At 66.4% G+C, this 18933-nt stretch carries 16 protein-coding genes; 6 read left to right on the top strand and 10 right to left on the bottom strand.

All coding sequences use genetic code 11. From position 1 onward, the window contains the following. Positions 1-12: 12 nt before the first annotated feature. The 5 genes from pth to hisS form a co-directional block, all read right to left on the bottom strand. Positions 13-585 (bottom strand): aminoacyl-tRNA hydrolase, encoded by a 573-nt coding sequence (pth, locus tag JHL17_RS10475; RefSeq protein WP_200192774.1) that lies wholly within the window; start codon positions 583-585, stop codon positions 13-15. Positions 586-676: 91 nt separating this feature from the next. Beyond that, entirely contained in the window at positions 677-1273 is a 597-nt protein-coding gene (locus tag JHL17_RS10480; RefSeq protein ID WP_200192776.1) for a 50S ribosomal protein L25/general stress protein Ctc, read from the bottom strand. Positions 1274-1540: 267 nt separating this feature from the next. Further along, positions 1541-4597: a transglycosylase domain-containing protein gene (locus JHL17_RS10485; RefSeq protein WP_200192778.1), complete on the bottom strand. Its 3057-nt coding sequence runs from the start codon at positions 4595-4597 to the stop codon at positions 1541-1543. A 93-nt stretch (positions 4598-4690) separates the two neighbouring features. Then, a complete protein-coding gene (locus JHL17_RS10490) occupies positions 4691-6406 on the bottom strand; it encodes a DUF262 domain-containing protein (RefSeq protein ID WP_200192780.1) in 1716 nt (571 codons plus the stop codon). Positions 6407-6520: 114 nt separating this feature from the next. Continuing rightward, positions 6521-7870 (bottom strand): histidine--tRNA ligase, encoded by a 1350-nt coding sequence (gene hisS, locus JHL17_RS10495; RefSeq protein WP_200192782.1) that lies wholly within the window; start codon positions 7868-7870, stop codon positions 6521-6523. A 205-nt stretch (positions 7871-8075) separates the two neighbouring features. Here hisS and JHL17_RS10500 point away from each other — a divergent pair, with 205 nt between their 5' ends. Beyond that, a complete protein-coding gene (locus tag JHL17_RS10500) occupies positions 8076-8636 on the top strand; it encodes a hypothetical protein (RefSeq protein WP_200192784.1) in 561 nt (186 codons plus the stop codon). A 168-nt stretch (positions 8637-8804) separates the two neighbouring features. Then, a complete protein-coding gene (gene pyrC / locus JHL17_RS10505; protein ID WP_200192786.1) occupies positions 8805-9860 on the top strand; it encodes a dihydroorotase in 1056 nt (351 codons plus the stop codon). A gap of 184 nt (positions 9861-10044) precedes the next feature. Here the strand turns inward: pyrC and JHL17_RS10510 are convergent, their stop codons facing one another. Then, complete coding sequence (locus tag JHL17_RS10510; RefSeq protein WP_200192788.1) at positions 10045-11037, bottom strand: alpha/beta hydrolase; 993 nt, start codon at positions 11035-11037, stop codon at positions 10045-10047. Between the two features lie 41 nt (positions 11038-11078). Next, positions 11079-11606, bottom strand: coding sequence for a phenolic acid decarboxylase (locus tag JHL17_RS10515; protein WP_200192790.1), 528 nt, complete (start codon positions 11604-11606; stop codon positions 11079-11081). A 126-nt stretch (positions 11607-11732) separates the two neighbouring features. Between JHL17_RS10515 and JHL17_RS10520 the strand changes: the two genes are divergently transcribed. Further along, a complete protein-coding gene (locus JHL17_RS10520) occupies positions 11733-12623 on the top strand; it encodes a LysR family transcriptional regulator (RefSeq protein WP_200192793.1) in 891 nt (296 codons plus the stop codon). Positions 12624-12815: 192 nt separating this feature from the next. Here the strand turns inward: JHL17_RS10520 and xseA are convergent, their stop codons facing one another. Next, positions 12816-14447, bottom strand: a complete 1632-nt coding sequence (xseA, locus tag JHL17_RS10525; protein WP_200192794.1) for an exodeoxyribonuclease VII large subunit — start codon at positions 14445-14447, stop codon at positions 12816-12818. Between the two features lie 72 nt (positions 14448-14519). Between xseA and purD the strand changes: the two genes are divergently transcribed. From purD to JHL17_RS10540, 3 genes are all read left to right on the top strand, one after another. Continuing rightward, positions 14520-15806 carry a phosphoribosylamine--glycine ligase gene (gene purD / locus JHL17_RS10530; protein WP_200192797.1) on the top strand — a complete coding sequence of 429 codons (1287 nt, stop codon included), beginning with the start codon at positions 14520-14522 and terminating at the stop codon, positions 15804-15806. Between the two features lie 131 nt (positions 15807-15937). Next, a complete protein-coding gene (locus tag JHL17_RS10535; RefSeq protein ID WP_200192799.1) occupies positions 15938-16207 on the top strand; it encodes a nucleotidyltransferase domain-containing protein in 270 nt (89 codons plus the stop codon). Next, positions 16204-16596 carry a HEPN domain-containing protein gene (locus JHL17_RS10540; protein WP_200192801.1) on the top strand — a complete coding sequence of 131 codons (393 nt, stop codon included), beginning with the start codon at positions 16204-16206 and terminating at the stop codon, positions 16594-16596. Before JHL17_RS10535 ends, JHL17_RS10540 begins: the two co-directional genes overlap by 4 nt. A 67-nt stretch (positions 16597-16663) precedes the next feature. On the opposite strand, the gene JHL17_RS10545 is transcribed toward JHL17_RS10540, so the two are convergent. Further along, positions 16664-18169: a methyl-accepting chemotaxis protein gene (locus tag JHL17_RS10545; RefSeq protein WP_200192803.1), complete on the bottom strand. Its 1506-nt coding sequence runs from the start codon at positions 18167-18169 to the stop codon at positions 16664-16666. Positions 18170-18417: 248 nt separating this feature from the next. Next, positions 18418-18870, bottom strand: a complete 453-nt coding sequence (locus JHL17_RS10550; RefSeq protein ID WP_425599598.1) for a nucleoside deaminase — start codon at positions 18868-18870, stop codon at positions 18418-18420. Between the last annotated feature and the right edge of the window lie 63 nt (positions 18871-18933).

Consider the following 18933-nt stretch of genomic DNA (forward strand, 5'->3'; position numbering starts at 1 on the left):
ACAGCTTGCTCGTCACCGTACCTGCGTCGCCACCGTCACCTTGTTCATGAACAGCTCCGGCTGGCCTTCCACGATTAGGGGCAGGTTGTCGGAGACGGCGTCCAGCAGCGGGTCGATCCAGCTCTGGTCGGCCTTGGCGAAGTCGTGCAGGACATAGCCGCTGACCAGATCCTTGTTGCCGGGATGGCCGATGCCGAGCCGGATGCGCCAGTATTCCTTGCCGATATGGGCGTCGATGGAGCGCAGGCCGTTGTGCCCGCCATGGCCGCCGCCCTTCTTCACCCGGATTTTGCCGGGGGGCAGGTCCAGCTCGTCATGGATGACGACGACGTTCTCGGGCTTCAGCTTGAAGAACTGCAGCGCGGCCACCACCGACTGGCCGGACAGGTTCATGAAGGTGGCGGGCTCCAGCGCCAGTACCTTGTCGCCGGCGACGGCGCCCTCGGCGGTCTGGCCCTGGAAACGCTTCTTCCACGGGGTGAAGCGATGCTGCCGGGCGATGGTCTCCACCGCCATGAAGCCGATGTTGTGGCGGTTGCGGGCATACTCGTTGCCGGGGTTGCCCAGTCCGACCAGTAGCAGCATGTCCCTCACCCTCTGGAAGGCGATCCCCACAAAACGAAGCGGGGGGCCGAAGCCCCCCACCGTAACCATCTTCGAAGAACGAACGCTCCGTTTAGGAAGCGGCGCCCTCTTCCGACTTCAGGCCCGACGGTGCAACGATGGTCGCGATGGTGAAATCGCGGTCGGTGATCGTCGAGGTCACGCCTTCCGGCAGCTTGACCGCCGAGATGTGGATCGAGTCGCCGACGTCGAAGCCCTCGCACGAGATGGTGATGTGCTCGGGGATGCTGTCGGCCGGGCAGCTCAGCTCCAGCTCGTGACGGACGATGTTCAGGACGCCGCCGCGCTTCAGGCCGGCCGACTTGTCCTGGTCGGCGAACTCGACCGGAACCTGCACGTTGATGCGGGTATCGGACGACACGCGCAGGAAGTCGACATGCAGCGGGACGTCGGTCACCGGGTGGAACTGCACGTCGCGCGGCAGGACGCGGTGGCCGGCGCCGTCGACGGTCACTTCGAACAGGTGGGTGAAGAAGCCCGGCTGATGCAGCACGCGGGTGAACTCGAACTTCTCGAGCGAAATGGTTACGGGAGCCTGCTTGCCACCGTAGATGACGGCCGGAATACGGCCGTCACGGCGGGTCTGGCGGGCGGTCCCCTTGCCGGCCCGTTCGCGCGTCTCAGCGCCGAGCGGAATGATCTTGGTCATGACGATGCTCCAAAACGAAAAGGGCGCCGGCCTCCAGGGGTGCCGACGCGTGCGCGGCGTGCTTACGGCAATCGGGGGGCCGCGTCAAGGGGCGTGGCGGAATTTCACGGAAAGCGGGTCCGACTGGAACGTTTGGAACGGCATGAAACAGGCTTCGCGTCCCTGTTCAGTGTTCACCAGGCCGTCGCCGCGGCAAGGGCTCGATCCGTCCATCCTATCACGGGCGGCGAAGCGGCTTTAAGCATCGCCGCGAAAATGCGGCGGCCCTCACAGCCCCGTGGGGGCAGGCCGCGTGTCGGCGGTCCGCGTGGCGCCCTGCTCGATCAGGGGCTGGAGCGCCGGGGCAAGGCTTTTCAGCAATTGGGCGGGCAGGGCGCTGGTGAAGCGGTAGTCGTCGGCCTCCGGCCCATGGACGAAGGCGGTCATCGTGCCGAAGAAGCGGTCGCCGATGTAGAAGACGAAGGTCGCGGTGCGGTTGACCGCCTTCGATTCGATCAGCACGCCGCCCGGCCCCCAGCGGTCGAGCCGGTGGTCGCCGGTGCCGGTCTTGCCGCCCATCGGGATCGGCGCGCCGGTCTGGTCCTTGAAGGATCCCCAGACCCGCTTGGCGGTGCCGTTCTGCGCCACGTCCATCAGGGCGCGGCGCAGGGTGGCGCAGACCTCCGGCCGCAGCACGCGCTCGGCCGTCAGCGGGCCCAGCCCCAGCTTCGCCTCATAGGGCGTGCCGGCGGCGAAATGCAGCGAGCGGATCTTCACCGTCGGCTGGCGCATCCCGTCGTTCAGGATCAGCCCCATCAATTCCGCCAGCGCCGCCGGACGATCGGCCGAGCTGCCGATGGCGGTCGCCAGCGACGGGACCAGCGTTTCGAACGGATAGCCGACGCTGCGCCATTGGGCGGTGATGCGCTGGAACGCCTCCTCCTCCAGCCCGATGCGGATGCGGGTGTTCTGGGCGGCCATGCCCTTCTTGAACAGCCAGCGGTAGCTTTCCTGGCGCTCGTCGGCGCTGGCGGCCAGCACCTCGGCCCGCTTGGCGTCGGGATGCTGCTGGAGATAGGCGACCAGCCACAGCTCCAACGGATGGACGCGGGCGAGATAGCCCAGATCGTTCAGCGGAAAGCGGTCCGGTCCGTATTTGGCGTAGAGCGCCGAGAGCTGAGTGTCCGACAGCGTGATTTCCGGCAGCCGGGCGCGCAGGAAGGCGGAGAAGTCGGCCAGCCCGGCCTTGGGCCGCACGGTACGGAAGATCACCGCCAGCCGGTGCGGCACCGGGCGCGAGCGGGTCGCCAGCCGGGCCAGCGCCTCGTCCGGCGTGCGCTTGCGGTAGTCGTTGTAGAAGCGGTTGAGGAAGTCCGACCCCTCGCGGTCGGCGAAGCGGGCGAGATAGGCTTGGCGGGCCGGGTGGTCTGGCGTGCGCAGGATGTCGGCGCCGTCATCGGCCCCTTCGTCCATGTAGAACTGGACGACATCGCGCATCAGCCGGATGAAAGGCAGGTTGACGCTGTTCCGCAGCGCGTCCTGCACGGACAGGATCCGGCCATTGTCGTCCTTGTTGAAGTTGACGAAGCTGTGCTGGCCGCCGCCGGTGAAGAACACCTCGCCCGGGCTGGCGGAATAGCGCCGCTCCATCGCCGCGTCGAGCATGGCCGGTAGCCGCCGGTCGGGGGCCGAGGCCAGCCACGCCGTCGCCCAGCGCGTCAGATTGTCCGATGCCTCGTCCTGAACGTCGGCCAGCAACTCCTTCGGCAGATGGGCGTAGCGGCTGTGCAGTTCGGCGACGATCTCCAGGTAGGTCGTCAGCGTCCGCAGCTTGGCGGTGGAGCCGAGATCGAGCTTCGCCCCGTCGTTGATGTCCAGCGGCTGGTCGAGGTTGTCGGCCTGGACGCGCAGGTAGTTGGCCTCGGGACCGCGCTCGTACAGCGTGATCGAGTAGACCAGCTTCGACAGGTCGTTGTTGCGGGCGTCCAGCAGCCGCTCGCCGGTCAGCCCCAGCGAGCGGGCATAGGTGGGGTCGTTCAGCTTGCCCAGCACCTCCACCACGCGCGCCTGTGTCTGGGCATCCAGGGTGGATTGCGCGGTCAGGTCGAGCCGGTCGAGCGCATAGAGGTTGGAGACGCCGAGCATGCCCAGCAGTCGGGCGCGGATGGCGTTGGTCGCCTTCTGCTCGACATAGGAGGTGGCGGGAGTGGTCGGGGCCTCCTCGCGGAAGACCAACGGGGTGGCGAGGGCCGCGTCGCGGAGGCCCGCGTCGATCACGCCGGCTTGGGCCAGCGCCCGCAGATGGGCGTCGGCCAGCCGGTCGAGCGCGGCGCAATCCTGGATCAGGTAATGGGACGGCCGCCGTTGGGCCAGCAGCAGGGCCAGAACCTGCTTGTAGGCCAGAGCCTTCAACTTCCGGGACCGCGGCTCCGCCGCCGGTTCGGCCAGGACGCGCTTGGCGACGGACAGGTCGGTGCCGAACCAGGCCCACAGCCCGTCGCCCAGCCCGTTCACCTCGCCGTATCCCGCCCTGGCGGTCAGCGGGGTGGAGTTCAGATAATCGACCAGGATGCGGCGGCGGGCCAGCGTGGTGTCTTCGCCGTCGCTGTAGGCGCGGATGCTGGCCGACGCCATCTGGCGCAGCTTCTCGACGCTGCCGGCGGTCTGGCCGTCGGGCGAATGGCGGTACTTCTCGATCTGGGTGGCGAGGGTCGAGCCGCCGGGGGAGCGCTGGCCCGGCCGGACCATCTGCAGGGGCAGCATCGCCACCGCGGCACCGAAGCGGTCCCATTCCACCGCCGGGTTGCGGCGCGGCTGGTCCTCGTCCAGCAACTCGCGGTTCTCGATGAACAGCAGTGTGTCGGCGACCAGTTTCGGCACATCGTCGAAGCCGTCGAACACCCGTTCGGGATAGCGGGCCGCATACATGATGGCGCCGTTGCGGTCGAGCAGGGTCAGCCCGGCCTGCGTCTTCTCGCGATAGATCGGAAAGCCGCCGCCGGCCATGAAGCGGTCGAGCGCCGGCGACAGCACCGCCTGCCGTTCGACCGCATAGAGGTCATGGGTCAGCGCGTCGAGCTGGCCGGGCAGGGCGGTGTAGCCGAGCCGCTCGTTGTAGGGGCCATGCTTGGGGTAGCGCGCCTGCGGGTTGGGGCCTTCGCGCAAGCTGACGGTCATCGACTGGGCGACGCCGGACAGCAGCCGGGCCTGGAGGCGCGAGGTCTCCATCTCCCGCCAGCCGGCATAGCCCGCGGCGGCCACGGTGACGGCCAGGGTGACGCCGATCGCCGTCCGCCGCACCCATGTGCCCGCCCGCGCCCAGCCCTGGACCGAACCTTTCGCCATGCCGGTTGCACGCCCTCTACCGCCCGGCCGAAACGGCCGGTTTCGGCGCGGACAGTAGGGGTATTTTGGTTAATATGGGTTTAAGGGGCAAAATCACGAGAGTTGAGGGACACGCCACACAGCGGTTGCAATCTTGGCCATGGCCTTCTGACGCTGGCTGACCGCCCGGGGCATCCACTCTTCATGGTTCTCCGCAATCTCTCGCGTCAGGGCGTAGATGCTCTCCGCATAGATCGGACGTTTATCGACGTACTCGGCGTTGCCAAGTCGCTTGTTGGTGCTTGTTTGGAGAAGCGTCATGTTTCCCAATCGGGATGTCAGTGTCTCAACCTCTTCGTCGGTGAACGCGCTCCAGCCACCGCTGGGATTCACCGGGCAGATGTGCTCGACGTTGAAACTGCTGCTTTCATAGTCCAGGTCGATGCCCGACATTTGCCGTTCCAATGAGCACAGGATATAGCGGACGATCTTGCGGTTGCGGCTCTGCAGAGTTCCGATCGATTTCTCGGAAAAAGCGGCATGGAAGCTTGCATCGGAAACGTAAACTCCGCGCAGTCCTTCAAGGATCTGCTGCAGGTTTCCGTGCTCTCCCTTGCTGATCCTCTGGGCTTCCGCATGGTAAGTGCGTTCCTGCTCGGCAGGAAGAAGGCCGCCGATGACGTTGTAGCGGAATGAAATAACGACGGTGGCTTTGAGAAGCTTCTCGAAGTCCGTCTCGTTCAACCGTCTTTTGGCCGCCATCAGCAATGGGAATGGCTGTCGGACGCTGAACGTCTTGATGATCCGGGCGGAGTCTTTGGCGCTTTGCGACCAATTGGAGCCCTCGGGGCTGGTCAGCGCCAGATAGGTGTCGATGTCTTCATCCATGGCGTTCAGAAGGGAGAAGACGTCGGATCGAACCTTGATCTCGCTGCGCACGGCTTTGAAGAGATCGGTTTGCCGGACGAAGCTGCGACGGCTGATCCAATGGAATCGCAGGAAATCCGGAAGGCTGGCGGCGGCCAGACGTCCGACGATCCGCTCCCATCTGTTGTCCAGGACCATCAACTCGTGCTCGTGCTGCTCTTCGCGGTGCAAGACCGAGAACAGGTAGTTCTTCAGAAGATCCGTTGCCGATAGCCGGACACCGCGCGCGTTCAAGGTTTCGAATACCTTGTATGCATTCAGTTCGTCGGTCACGGTGATCACTGTGAAGAACAGGCGATCGCTCATCGTATCGATCAGTCGAGCTGTTTCCATTCCGGGATCCGTTGCGCCTTGCAGATAGTCCTGCAGGCGGCCTCCGAACCATTCGAACGCCCGGCGAAGGAGGTTTTCCGAGGGCTTGATCCCTCGCTGTGGTGGGTTGTCGATCAGAGGCACAAGGTAGGTCTGGAAATAGGTGTCGTTGTTGCGGTTCAAAGACAGCTTCGAGCGCGCGACCAGCGTCACCGGATCGAGGTAGCCGATGTAGGTCTGCCGCAGGCCGTCCAGGCGTTTTTGTGCCGCATCGGCGTCTCGGCCCTGCTCGACCAGTTTCTTCAGTTGCCGAAGGGCCGTGAGCACGATGATGTTCAGCGTCGTCAGGCGCTGTTGTCCATCAATGACGTCATACAGTTTATCATCGGAGGATTGGAGCACGAGATAGCCCATATAGTGGGCCGGTTCTCCACCTTCCTTGACCGTTCCGAGGATGTCCTGCCAGAGGTCGTCCCACTCCTCTTCGCCCCAACTGTAGTCGCGCTGGAAACGGGGCACACGGTAGGTCAGGCCGTTGCCCATCAGCTTACGGAACGTGTCGTTCTTCGTATTGAAGTTCGTCGCTGACATGGCCGCGCTCGTTGGCATTGGAACAGTGGGACGACGCCGACGACCCTGGGATCGTCGGCGAAATCATCCAATGTTTACTCTATCACGCGCGGCTTCATGCGACGACGGAGCGCCTCACCCCTCCAGCAGCGCCTTCGCGCGCGCCGCCAGCTCGGCCAGCGGGACCTCGACCTGCTCGCCCTTGACCAGATGCTTGAGGGTCGCGGTGCCGCGGGCCTGCTCGTCGGAGCCCATCAGCAGCACGACGGGGATGCCGGCGCGGTCGGCGTATTTCATCTGTTTGGCGATCTTGCCGCCGTCCAGCTGGATTTCCGTGTTGATGCCGGCGGCGCGCAGCTCGCTCGCCATGCGGAAATAATCGGCCGACAGGGCCGGGTCCATCTGCGTCACCAGCACCTGGGCGGTGGGGGCGGCGTCCTTGATCAGGCCGGCCTCCATCAGTTGGTAGAACAGGCGGGTGGCACCGATCGAGATGCCGACGCCCGGCAGCTTCGACTTGGTGTAGTGGCTGGCGAGATTCTCGTAGCGCCCGCCCGAGCAGACCGAACCGATGCCGGGATGGTCGTTCAGGAAAGTCTCGTAGACGGTGCCGGTGTAGTAATCGAGGCCGCGCGCGATGGCGAGGTTGATGCGCACCGTCCCTTCCGGCACCTGGAAGGCGTTCAGCCCCTCGATGACGGTGGTCAACTCGCCGACGCCCTCGCGGAAGAGGGCGGTCTCGATGTCGAGCGCGCCCAGCGCCGCCAGCGTCTCGGCGTTGCTGCCGGTCATGGCGATCAGCGACAGGATGGTGTCGGCGGCATGTTCGGTCACGCCGAGGCCGAGCAGGCTCGCGCGCACCTTGTCCTGGCCGATCTTGTCGAGCTTGTCGATCTCGCGCAGAACCAGCACGCGGGTGTCGGCGTCGGCGACGCCCAGCCCGTCGAGCAGGCCCAGCAGAATCTTGCGGTTGTTCACGTTGATGGTGAAGCCGCCGAAGTTCAGCTCGGTGAAGACATGGTGGATCACCGCCGGGATCTCGGCGTCGTAATGGGCGGACAGGCTGTCCTTGCCGATCACGTCGATGTCGCACTGGTAGAATTCGCGGAAACGCCCGCGCTGTGCCCGCTCGCCGCGGTAGACCCGCTGGATCTGGTAGCGGCGGAAGGGGAAGGCGAGGTCGCGCTCATGCTCCGCCACATAACGGGCGAGCGGCACCGTCAGGTCGAAGCGCAGCGCCAGTTCCGGCTTGTTGCCCTGCTGGATCGCGCCGGTCGACTGGACGAAATAGACCTGCTTCTCCGTCTCGCCGCCCGACTTGGTCAGCAGCGTATCGACCGTCTCGAACACCGGGGTCTCGACGGGGACGAAGCCGAACCGCTCGTAGCCGCGGCGGATGGTGTCCAGCATGCGCTGGAAGGCCACCTGCTGGCGCGGCAGCAGCTCCATCGTTCCGGGCGGGGTGCGGGGCGTGATCAGGCTCATCGGAGAAGGTCCGCGCTTGGATGGGAAAAGCGTGGGTTTTCTAGCCCCTTTCGCCGGCCCCGTCATCTGCGCCCAAAAAGGCGGGGATAAATTTTTCGATGCCCGCGAAAATTTTTTGGACGGGCGTGGAATGAACGGCAGCGGGGCCGCGTTCATCTAAGCACGATCCCACAACGAGGATCGCTCACCGAAATGGAGAAACCAAATGTCCGGCACCGTCTTTGGGTCGCGTATCCGCTCGTCCGTTTCGACCTTTGCGTTTGCCGCCCTGCTGGCGGCCGCCCCCGTGCTGAGTGCGGGTGCCGCAACCGTCGCTCCGGCCGCTCCGGCCGCGTCCACCACCGCCGCGACGACCGACTCCACCACCACGACGCCGGCCCCGACCACCAAGGTCGAACAGAAAGCCGACCAGAAGACCGTCACCAAGAGCGAGGCGACCAAGGCCGACGCCACCAAGGCCGAAGCCGGCAAGACCAAGCATGAGCAGGTCGCGGCCACCCCGAAGGCCGAGGTCACCAAGACCCAAGCCGACGCCGTCGCCAAGGAGTTGGGCGCCAAGCCGACCGATCAGCTGTCGGTCCAGCTCGGCAAGTACCACGAGCAGATGCTGGCCGCCCATGCGCTGAAGGACAGCGCCGCCCGCGACAAGGCGGTGGCCGACGCTCGGCAGCAACTCGCCAGCATCGGCGGCAAGCCGGTGACCGCCGAGCAGGCGGCGAAGATCGACGGCATCCTCGGCCTGAAGACCTCGACCACCATCCAGTAAGGGTGCAGGCCGCTGCACCGTCCCGCCTGCCAACGCCGGCTGGCGGACGGGGAGGTGCAGCGGCGCGAGGATGCGGCGTCCCGGTCCTGTTGAGTAGCGGCGGCGATGGCGATAGAACGTCGTCCAGGCTCACCGCCCCATTTCGACATCAGCGCCGGGACCCGATCCATGCCCAACGAACGCCTTGTCATCCGCCGTCCCGACGACTGGCATGTCCATCTGCGCGACGGCGCCATGCTGAAGGCGGTCCTGCCCTTCACCGCCCGCCAGTTCGGCCGCGCCATCGTGATGCCGAACCTGAAGCCGCCGGTGGCGACCGCCGCCGATGCCGTCGCCTATCGCGAACGCATCCTGGATGCCCTGCCGGACGGCGTCGCCTTCACCCCGCTGATGACCGCCTACCTGACCGATGGCACCGACGCCGTCGATCTGGCGCAGGGATTAACGGACGGCGTGTTCGCCGCCGCCAAGCTCTATCCGGCCAACGCCACCACCAACAGCGCCCATGGCGTCACCGACATCGCCCGCATCGCCCCGGTGCTGGAGCGCATGGCGGAGATCGGCATGCCGTTGCTGATCCATGGCGAGGTGACCGACCAGTCCGTCGACATCTTCGACCGCGAGGCGGTGTTCATCGACAGCATCCTGGCACCGCTGCTGGAGCGCCATCCGACCCTGCGCGTCGTGCTGGAGCATGTGACCACGGCCGACGCCGTGCAGTTCGTGCGGGCGCATGCCGCCAGCGGCCGGATCGGCGCCACCATCACCGCGCACCATCTGCTGATCAACCGCAGCCACATCTTCCAGGGCGGCATCCGCCCGCACCTCTACTGCCTGCCGATCGCCAAGCGCGAAACCCACCGGGTGGCCCTGGTCGAGGCGGCGATCTCCGGCGAGGGGCCGTTCTTCCTGGGCACCGACACTGCCCCGCACACGGTGACGGCCAAGGAGGCGGCCTGCGGCTGCGCCGGCTGCTTCACCGCCGCCAACGCGCTGGAGCTTTATGCCGAAGCCTTCGACGAGGCCGGCGCGCTCGACAGTCTGGAGGCCTTCGCCAGCCTGAACGGCCCGCGTTTCTACAACCTGCCGGTCAGCGAGGAGCGCGTGGCGCTGGAGCGCCGCCCATCGGTCGCCCCCGACCTGATCCTGGTCAGCGAGGGCGACGCCGTCCTGCCCTTCCGCAGCGGCGAGACCCTGCGCTGGAGCTTTGCCGGCGCGGCATAAAGTTCAGTGTGATTGTCCGCCGGCGGGCTGCATCATGATTCGATGATTGCCCGTTCGGCTGGCAGCCCGGTGAGCAATTCCCTTAGAGTCTGTCTGGTACTTATTGAGGCACCAGACAGACTCCAAGCTTTTGGTTTCCCGTGCGATTCACGCTTCAAGCGATTTCGCTTGAAGCGATCGCGCTCTAGAGCTGCGCCTTGCCGTTGACGGGCTGAGCATCTCCTTTGAGCGGCGCCCCGAGCGTCTGGCGGAACCAAGCCGTCACCCGGTCGATCACCGGCGCCTGAAACCAGTGAATGTCCCCGTGCCCGGCACCGTCCACAAGATCATAGTCCGCCGGGGTGCCGCCCTTGCGCAGGGACTCGTAAAGCTGTGCGCTCTGCCGCGGCGAGACCAGTGTGTCCGCACTGCCGTGCATGATCAGGAAGGGCGGCTCATGGCCAGCGATGTGTCCCATCGGGCTTGCCGCCAGCGCTTCCGTAGGATCGCTCTGAATGGTCGCGCCGGGAAAGTCACGGAAGGCGGGGCCATGCAGCAGCAACGCCTCGGTGACGGCAGGGGAGGCGTGCACTTCGCGCACCGCTTCAGGGAAACCCTCGCCGATGTTGCGCAGGTCGGAGATCCCGTAGAGCGTGGCCGCGGCCTGCACGTCGGAGGATTGGTCGAGGAAGTCGCCCGTGTCGAATTTCTTCTCGCCGTTGGTGGTGCCCAGCATCTGCGCGAGATAGCCGCCAGCGGAATCGCCGAGCACGCCGATCCGCGCCGGATCGATGCCGTAGTCTTTCGCGTGTGCCCGCAGATAGCGTACCGCGGCCTTGCCATCCTCGACGGGGGCCGGAAATTTGTCGGGCACCACGCGATATTCCGCCGAGGCCACCACGAAGCCAGCCTTCGCCAGCGCCATACGCATCTCGATGAACTTCCCGTAGTCGGCGGAGGTGAAGCCCCCGCCGGGGAAATAGACGATGGTCGGCTTGCGGTCCGCATTGCGCGGCACCAGCAGGTCCATCCGCAATTGGCGCACCGACCGCAGCTGGTTGACCTGCGCGTAGATGATGCCGTTGAGCGTATCGATCTGCCCGCCGGTGACGGGCACCTCGATGACCTTGGCGCCCTCGGTATAGCCGGGCAGCGGGGTGTCTGCTGCGGCCATGATGGGCTGGCTCAGCAGAGCCATTGCCATTGCTCCCGCCAATAACCGGTTCGACCACGCCATGATCAGTTCCCGCCGTTTCTGCGGTCGGCGTAACCTGCCGGCAGCTCGGAGGGGGCGCAGGCGATTACCTCTTGATTATCCGGGCCGCAATTTTCCAAGAATGTGATCGGGGCGAATTCGTCGATCACCAGGCGCGGATAAGTCGGACCTGCGTCGCGCAGGGCCCGCATCTCGTCGAGATGCTCGTTCTGGAAACAGACCGTTTTCTCAGGCGCCTCGGCGACCCAGCGGGGGAAGAAGATCACCCCATGCACCCGGCGGGCCTCCAGGTTGAAGGCAAGGCTGACGGCGGTGCCTGTGGGTTCGTCCCAGGACACCTTGAAGACCTGGGGGGCGAGGCGGACGATATGGGCGATCTGATCGCGCACCCAGCGCCCGCCGACCATGCCGCTGTGGATGCGGTAGTCCACGGTGCGGTCGTTCTTGACGTAGAACTCGTACTGCCAGCCATTGTCATAGGTGTAGATGAAGTGGCGGCCGATGAAATCGGTCAATTCCTCGGGCTTGGTGGATTCGAAGGGATCGGACATGGCGGGCTCTCCCGGTTGGCTGCTGGAGAGGAGAGTCGCATCTGATTATCCGAATAAAAAGCGCTCTTTTCCGTGCAAAACAATCGGAATATCAGATAGGATTATGGTCCGTTCGGGGAGGCCTCCATGGATCACCTGCCGCATTCGACCATAGAGCAATGGGGCGTCTTGCGGGCCGTCGTCGAGCATGGCGGCTTCGCTCAGGCCGCCGCCGCGCTGCACCGCAGCCAGTCCTCGGTGAGCTATGCCGTGGCGCGGCTGCAGGAGACGCTCGGGGTGGCGTTGCTGGAGCCGCAGGGACGGCGGGCGGTGCTCACCGAGGCAGGAGCTGCGCTGCTGGCGGAAGCGATGCCGTTGATCGATGAACTCGCTCGGCTGGAGGAGCGTGGGCGTGCCATCGCCGGAGGCGGAAGCGTGCGGCTTCGGGTCTTGGTGGACACGCTGTTCCCCAAACCGCGTCTGTTCGATGCGCTGGAGGCGTTCGCCTTGCGATATCCGCAGGTCGAGGTCTCCTTGTGCGAGGTGGTGCACCGGACACTGCAGGAGACTCCCGACGCAGAGTACGACCTCGCCGTGCTGCTGGCCGAGCCCGGGGCGCGCTGGACCACGCTGATCGCCGATATGCCGTTGCTGGCCGTGGCGGCGCCGGTGCATCCGCTCGCGCAAGCCCAGCACACGCTGACGCGCATCATGCTCTCGAGCCATTTGCGGGTGGAGATGCGCGAGGCGGAAGCCGCCATTGTCCCGAACGCCAATTCGCTTTGGGAGGAAGGGCGGGTCTGGCGCATGAACTCGGTGGAAACGGCGATCGAGGCGGTGCGCCGGGGGCTTTGTTATGGCTGGTTGCCGCATCACATGATCGAGGCGGATCTTGACGCGGGCCGGCTGGTGCGGCTGCAGCTCGCCAGTGGCGCCGTGCGGCACATTCCACTCGGTCTGCGCTTCGACAGCGATAGCGCCGGCGTTATCCCCGCCATAGCTGCCTTGGCTGCGCTGCTTGCCGCAAAGGAAGAATGAGCATGGGCGCGGAAGCACTCAGGGTCGGCTCTGGGCTTCTGCTCCAATGAGTTGAGTTCATCGATTTACCTGGTTTTCAGGCCTGTTTTATTTAGAGCCTGTTTGAGAATGCGGCAAGAATGCAATATGCAGCAGTATAAATCTCGCTCTACCCGCTGCACATTGCGTTCTTAGCCAGTTCTCAAACAGGCTCTAAAACAAACTCCCCTGCACCGGAACCACCCGCGGCTTGCGCGGCGCCACCTTCTTCTCCGGCTTGGCCTCCCCCTGCAGTTCCGGCTTCGTCTCCATCTTCGGCGCGCCGCCGTCGATGGTCGCGGCGACCTTGGCGTCGTCGGCGAAGACGATGTTGACCGCCAGACCCGGCGTCGCCTGGTCGGCGCGGGTCACCGGGCGGCCGTCGCGATCCTCGACCAGGGCGAAGCCGCGGGCCAGCACGCCCTTGTAGCTGTAGCTCTCCAGCAACTGGCCGAGCGATGCCAGCTTCGCCGCCTTGTCGGCGACGCCCTTGGCATAGCTGCGGTCGAGGCGCGGCGTCAGGTCGGCGACGCGGCGCTCGCCGTCGGCCAGCTTGACCCGGGCCGGGGTCAGCGACAGCCGGCCGGCGACGCGGTCGAACCGCCCGCCGGCGGTGGTCACCGCATGGCGCAGGGCCGAATCGAGCGCTCGGCTTTCCGAAACCAGCTTCTGGTCGGCCTGGGCCAGCTTCTCGCGCGGGTGGCGCAGTTTGGCGGCCAGTTCGCCGACCCGGGTGCGGCGGCGTTCCAGCAGGGCCGAGGCCGCGAGGTTCAGCCGCTCCGCCCGGTCGTCCAGCCGCTGGGCATGGCCCTCCAGCAAGGCGCGGGGATCGCCCAGGCCGCGGGCCAGCCCCTCCACCCGGTTGCGGCGGTCCTCCACCGCGCGCAAGGCGCTGGCGAGCAGGCGGCGCTCGTCATCGAGGATCTGGGCCAGCAATTCGCCGCGCACCGGCACCGCCATCTCGGCGGCGGCGGTCGGGGTGGGCGCCCGCAGGTCGGACGCGAAGTCGATCAGCGTGGTGTCGGTCTCGTGCCCGACGGCGGAGATCAGCGGGATGGCGCTGGCTGCCGCGGCGCGGACGACATTCTCCTCGTTGAAGGCCATCAGGTCTTCCAGCGAGCCGCCGCCGCGCGCCACGATGATCAGGTCTGGCCGGGGCACCCGGCTCCCTTGGGCTCCGCCCGGCTGGATGCGGTTGAAGCCCTCGATGGCCGCCGTCACCTCGGCCGCCGCGCGCTCGCCCTGCACCGCGACCGGCCACAGCAGGACATGGCGGGGGAAGCGGTCGTTCAGCCGGTGCAGGATGTCGCGGATCACCGCCCCGGTGGGAGAGGTGACGACGCCGATCACGTCGGGCAGGAAGGGGATGCGCTTCTTGCGGGCGGGATCGAACAGTCCCTCCGCCGTCAGCCGGCGCTTGCGCTCCTCCAGCATCTTCAGCAGGGCACCTTCGCCGGCGAGTTCCATCGACTCGACGATCAGCTGGTACTGCGAGCGGCCGGGATAGGTCGTCATCCGCCCGGTGACGATGACCTCCAGCCCTTCCTCCGGCCTGATGGCCAGCTTCGCCATGGTGCCGCGCCAGCACACCGCCTCGATCACCGCGGTGTCGTCCTTGAGGCGCATGTAGCAATGGCCGGAGCTGTGCTTCTTCGGCTGGCTGATCTCGCCGCGGACGCGGACGAAGCCGAATTCCTCCTCGATGCTGCGCTTCAGCCGGCGGGCGAGGTCGCCGACGGTGAATTCCGGAAGGTTGGAGCCGGGGCGCGGTTCCGGGGCGATGAGGGGTGCGTTTTCGGACGTCATGGCGCTCTTGAGTTGGGGCGCCGCCATGATACAAGGCGCGCAGATCGCAACAAGGCGGAAGGAGCGCCCCCCATGAAAGTCCTCGTCGTCGGATCGGGCGGTCGTGAGCACGCGCTCTGCTGGGCCATTTCCAACTCGCCGCTGTGCGACGCGCTCTATTGCGCGCCCGGCAATGCCGGCATCGCCGACGTCGCCACGCTGGTGCCGATCGGGTCGGAGGATGTCGACGCGCTGGTGCGCTTCGTCCAGGACACCGCCATCGACTTCGTCGTCGTCGGTCCGGAAGGCCCGCTGGTGCTGGGGCTGGTCGACAAGTTGACCGCGTTGGGCGTCAAGGCCTTCGGGCCGAGCGCGGCGGCGGCGGAGCTGGAGGGCTCCAAGGGCTTCATGAAGGACATCCTGGCGAAATACGGGGTGCCCACCGCCTTCTACGAGCGCTTCAAGGACCCCGACGCCGCCAAGGCCTATGTCCGCAAGCATGGCGCCCCCATCGTGGTGAAGGCCGACGGTCTGGCCGCCGGCAAGGGCGTCACCGTCGCCCGCAGCGAGCAGGAAGCCTTCGAGGCCATCGACGACGCGCTGGTCGGCGGCCGGTTCGGCGCCGCCGGTGCGGAGGTGGTGGTCGAGGAGTTCCTGGACGGCGAGGAGGTCAGCTTCTTCGCGCTGTGCGACGGCGAGAACGCCCTGCCGCTGGCCTCGGCCCAGGACCACAAGGCGGTGGGCGACGGCGACACCGGACCCAACACCGGCGGCATGGGCGCCTATTCCCCGGCTCCGGCCCTGACCCCCGACCTGCAGGACCGCGTGATGCGCGAGATCATCCTGCCGACGGTCAAGGGCATGGCGGCGGAAGGCAAGCCCTTCAAGGGCGTGCTGTTCGCCGGGCTGATGATCATGGCGACGGCGGACGGCCCGGTGCCGAAGACGCTGGAGTTCAACGTCCGCTTCGGCGACCCGGAATGCCAGACGCTGATGATGCGGCTGAAGTCCGACGCGCTGGCGGCGCTGGTCGCCGCGGCCGACGGCGTGCTGGACAGCATCGACCTGCGCTGGCACGACCAGACCGCGCTCTGCGTGGTGATGGCGGCCAACGGCTATCCGGGCGACTATGCGAAGAACACCGAGATCCGCGGGCTGGACAAGGCCGGCGCGGTGGACGGCGTGACCGTTTTCCATGCCGGCACCAGGCGCGCCGAGGATGGCCGGGTGCTGTCGGTCGGCGGCCGGGTGCTGGGCGTCACCGCGCTGGCGCCGACGGTGGCCGAGGCGCAGGCGGCGGCCTACAAGGCGGTGGATGCGCTGGACTGGCCGGGCGGCTTCTGCCGCCGCGACATCGGCTGGCGGGCGGTGGGACGGTAAGGCAGCTACAAAAATAGTCCTGAAAGGACTATTTTAGGGTTCGGTCCCAACAGATGCCGTTTGCCTCCGGTATGGACACCGCACCCCAGACCCGCGCGGCCATCGCCGCATTCCGCCAGGGAGCCGAAGCTGTGTTCGGCTCCCGCCTGGACTCGATTCTTCTGTTCGGGTCGCGCTCCCGCGACGACTATACGGATGAGTCCGATTTGGATCTGGCGGTGATCCTGAAGGATGAACCGGCGGATCCGCTGGAGGCTGCGGACCGCATCATGGACATCGCCTTCGTGCCGACCATGGAAGCGGGCAGGATCGTTCAACCCTTCGTCTGGTCGATGCGGACTTTGCGCACCTCCCAGCACCCGTTGATCAGGACGGTGCGGGAGCAGGGAGTCCCGGTTTGAACGGAACCGTGGCTCCTCTGGCGCGTCTCGGTCGGGCCGAGGAAGCACTGGACGCGGCAAGACCGCTTTATTCAGGCGGCTTCCCACGTGACAGTGTCAATCGTGCTCACCTTGCGATGGAGTTGGCAGCATTGGCGATACTGACCCGGTATGGCTTCGGTTCGAAGTCACACCGTGGCGTCCAGGCTCTTTTCTTCGAACATGTCGCCAAGCCCGGCCTGATGCCGATGGAGCATGCACAGGCGCTGGCCGCAGCGTTGCGTGATCGCCTGCTGACCGACTACGAGGAACCTGCGGCGGATGTGACGCGCGATCGTGCGGCCAAGCATCTTGCCAATGCCGAACGTTTTCTCAGCGACGTCCGCTCCCTCCTGAACGCGGCGCCCTGAAAATCCACGCTATCCTGTTTCGTCCGGAAATGGGGGGCCGCATCGCGGCGCCCCCATTCCCCTCTTCTTACGCCCGCAGTCGTTCCGAAGCGGTCGCGATATTCTGCGACACCACCTCGATGTCGCGGACGACGCGGGTGACGCTGTGCGCGATCTCCTTGGTCGCCGATTCCTGCTGCGACACCGCCGCGGCGATGGTGGTCGAGATCTGCTGGACGTCGGTGACGATGGCGCCGATGCGGCGGATCGCGTCGACCGCATGCAGCGCTTCCTGCTGGACCGAGGCGATCTGGGCGGCGATGTCGTCGGCGGCGCTGCCGCTCTGCTGGGCCAGCGACTTCACCTCGTTCGCCACGACGGCGAAGCCGCGCCCCGCCTCGCCGGCACGGGCGGCCTCGATGGTGGCGTTGAGCGCCAGCAGGTTGGTCTGCGAGGCGATGCTGTTGATCAGCTTGGTGATGGCGCCGATCCGCTCGGCCGAGGTGACGAGGGCCTCGACCGCGGCGTTGGTGCGGGTGGCCTCTTCCGATGCCTTCAGCGAGGCGCCCGACGCTTCGCTGGCGCGGCTGCTGATGTCGGAGATGGAGGCCGACAGCTCTTCCGTCGCCGCGGCGACGGTCTGCGCGTTGGCGGTGGCGCGGTCGGCGGCGGTGCCGACTTCGCTGTCGAGCGCTTCGGCAAGGGTGGCGACGCCGCGGCGGCGCTCGCCGTCCATTTCCACCTGGCGCAGCTCGGCCTGCCTCTGGGCATCGATGTCGATCAGCGACCCGCAGGCGCGCAGGGCCAGGCCGTTGCCGTCGCGGGCGACGCCGCCGATGGCGCGGAACCAGCGGTAGCTGCCGTCCTTCACCTTGAGACGGTAATCGACGTCATAGCCGGTGCGGCCGCTGCGGTCGTTCAGGCAGGCCATGAAGGCGTCGAAGGTCGGCTTGGCGTCGTCGGGGTGCAGCCGGTCGGCCCAGGAGCCGACCTTGTCGGGGAACCCGGCCTTGTCGTCGCGGTCGAAACCGGCGAGACGGCGGAACTCCGGCGACCAGTGCCAGCGGCTTTGCGCGTGCATCGGATCGCCGTTGTGGAAGATCGCGTCCCACAACCCGACGCCGGCGTGGCGGTCGAGCAGCTTGGTCCGCTCCAATTCCCGGCGTTCGTCATCGATGTCGATCAGCGATCCGCAGGCGCGCAGGGCCAGGCCGTTGCCGTCGCGGGTCACGCCGCCGATGGCGCGGAACCAGCGATAGCTGCCGTCCTTCACCTTGAGACGGTAGTTGACGTCGTAGCCGGTGCGGCCGGTGCGATCGTTCAGGCAGGCCATGAAGGCGTCGAAGGTCGGCTTGGCATCCTCGGGATGCAGCCGGTCGGCCCAGGAGCCGACCACGTCCGGGAAGCCGGACTTGTCGTCGCGATCGAAGCCGACGAGACGGCGGAATTCCTGTGACCAGCGCCAACGGCTCTGCGCATGCATCGGGTCGCCGCCATGGATCGCCGCGTCCCACAGCCCGACGCCCGCATGGCGTCCCAGCAGAGCCAATTCTTCGGCCGCCTGATTGTCCTGGGGCTTGCGGAACGAAAACATTTTTGAACTCCCGGTGACCGATTTCCCTTGGGAGTTATCGTAAGAAAATTTATTCAATAAACAATTAACAGACTAAATGGTGTTTGCACGTATTTCAGCTTAGGCCACGTTGTTCGGCGGCATGTTCAAAGAGATCAAAGGATAGTGGAATTACTTTGAACCCTTCTACAAAAATTAAATTTCCCACCCTAGTGAGGATTGTTTCCTTTGGATAAATTACGTCCGCCGGTTGCCGATGAGGGCTGCCGTCATCGCCTGTCCCTGAAGAAGCTCCGCAGGAGTGTGCCCGACCGCGTCTCGCCGATGCCGCTGTAGACCTCCGGCGCGTGGTGGCAGGTCGGCTGCGTGAAGAATCTCGGGCCATGGTCGACGGCGCCGCCCTTCGGATCATAGGCGCCGTAATAGACCCGCCGGAGCCGCGCGAAGCTGATCGCCGCGGCGCACAGCGCGCAGGGTTCCAGCGTCACGTAGAGGTCGCAGCCGGGCAGGCGGGGCTGGCCGCGGGCGGCGCAGGCCGCGCGGATCGCCAGCAGTTCGGCATGGGCCGAGGGATCGCACAGCTCTTCCGTGCGGTTGCCGGCGGCCGCGAGGATCGCTCCCGTCGCGGGATCGACGACGACGGCGCCGACCGGCACCTCGCCGCGCGCGGCGGCGGCCTCGGCGGCGGCGAAGGCGAGGTCCATGGGGCGGGGGGAGAGCATGGCCGGGCAGGGTGCCAACCGCCCGGCGACCGCGTCAACCGGATTCAGGCGTCAGTGCGCCGG

The organism is Azospirillum endophyticum (genome assembly GCF_016595245.1).
GTDB lineage: Bacteria > Pseudomonadota > Alphaproteobacteria > Azospirillales > Azospirillaceae > Azospirillum > Azospirillum endophyticum.

Bases quoted from the DNA above. Each gene is read 5' to 3' on its own strand.
- pth (WP_200192774.1), bottom strand. From the start codon at position 585: ATGCTGCTACTGGTCGGACTGGGCAACCCCGGCAACGAGTATGCCCGC.
- xseA (WP_200192794.1), bottom strand. From the start codon at position 14,447: ATGACGTCCGAAAACGCACCCCTCATCGCCCCGGAACCGCGCCCCGGC.
- JHL17_RS10515 (WP_200192790.1), bottom strand. From the start codon at position 11,606: ATGTCCGATCCCTTCGAATCCACCAAGCCCGAGGAATTGACCGATTTC.
- JHL17_RS10510 (WP_200192788.1), bottom strand. From the start codon at position 11,037: ATGGCTCTGCTGAGCCAGCCCATCATGGCCGCAGCAGACACCCCGCTG.
- JHL17_RS10490 (WP_200192780.1), bottom strand. From the start codon at position 6,406: ATGTCAGCGACGAACTTCAATACGAAGAACGACACGTTCCGTAAGCTG.
- JHL17_RS10550 (WP_425599598.1), bottom strand. From the start codon at position 18,870: ATGCTCTCCCCCCGCCCCATGGACCTCGCCTTCGCCGCCGCCGAGGCC.
- hisS (WP_200192782.1), bottom strand. From the start codon at position 7,870: ATGAGCCTGATCACGCCCCGCACCCCGCCCGGAACGATGGAGCTGCTG.
- JHL17_RS10500 (WP_200192784.1), top strand. From the start codon at position 8,076: ATGTCCGGCACCGTCTTTGGGTCGCGTATCCGCTCGTCCGTTTCGACC.
- JHL17_RS10485 (WP_200192778.1), bottom strand. From the start codon at position 4,597: ATGGCGAAAGGTTCGGTCCAGGGCTGGGCGCGGGCGGGCACATGGGTG.
- JHL17_RS10545 (WP_200192803.1), bottom strand. From the start codon at position 18,169: ATGTTTTCGTTCCGCAAGCCCCAGGACAATCAGGCGGCCGAAGAATTG.
- JHL17_RS10520 (WP_200192793.1), top strand. From the start codon at position 11,733: ATGGATCACCTGCCGCATTCGACCATAGAGCAATGGGGCGTCTTGCGG.
- pyrC (WP_200192786.1), top strand. From the start codon at position 8,805: ATGCCCAACGAACGCCTTGTCATCCGCCGTCCCGACGACTGGCATGTC.
- JHL17_RS10480 (WP_200192776.1), bottom strand. From the start codon at position 1,273: ATGACCAAGATCATTCCGCTCGGCGCTGAGACGCGCGAACGGGCCGGC.
- purD (WP_200192797.1), top strand. From the start codon at position 14,520: ATGAAAGTCCTCGTCGTCGGATCGGGCGGTCGTGAGCACGCGCTCTGC.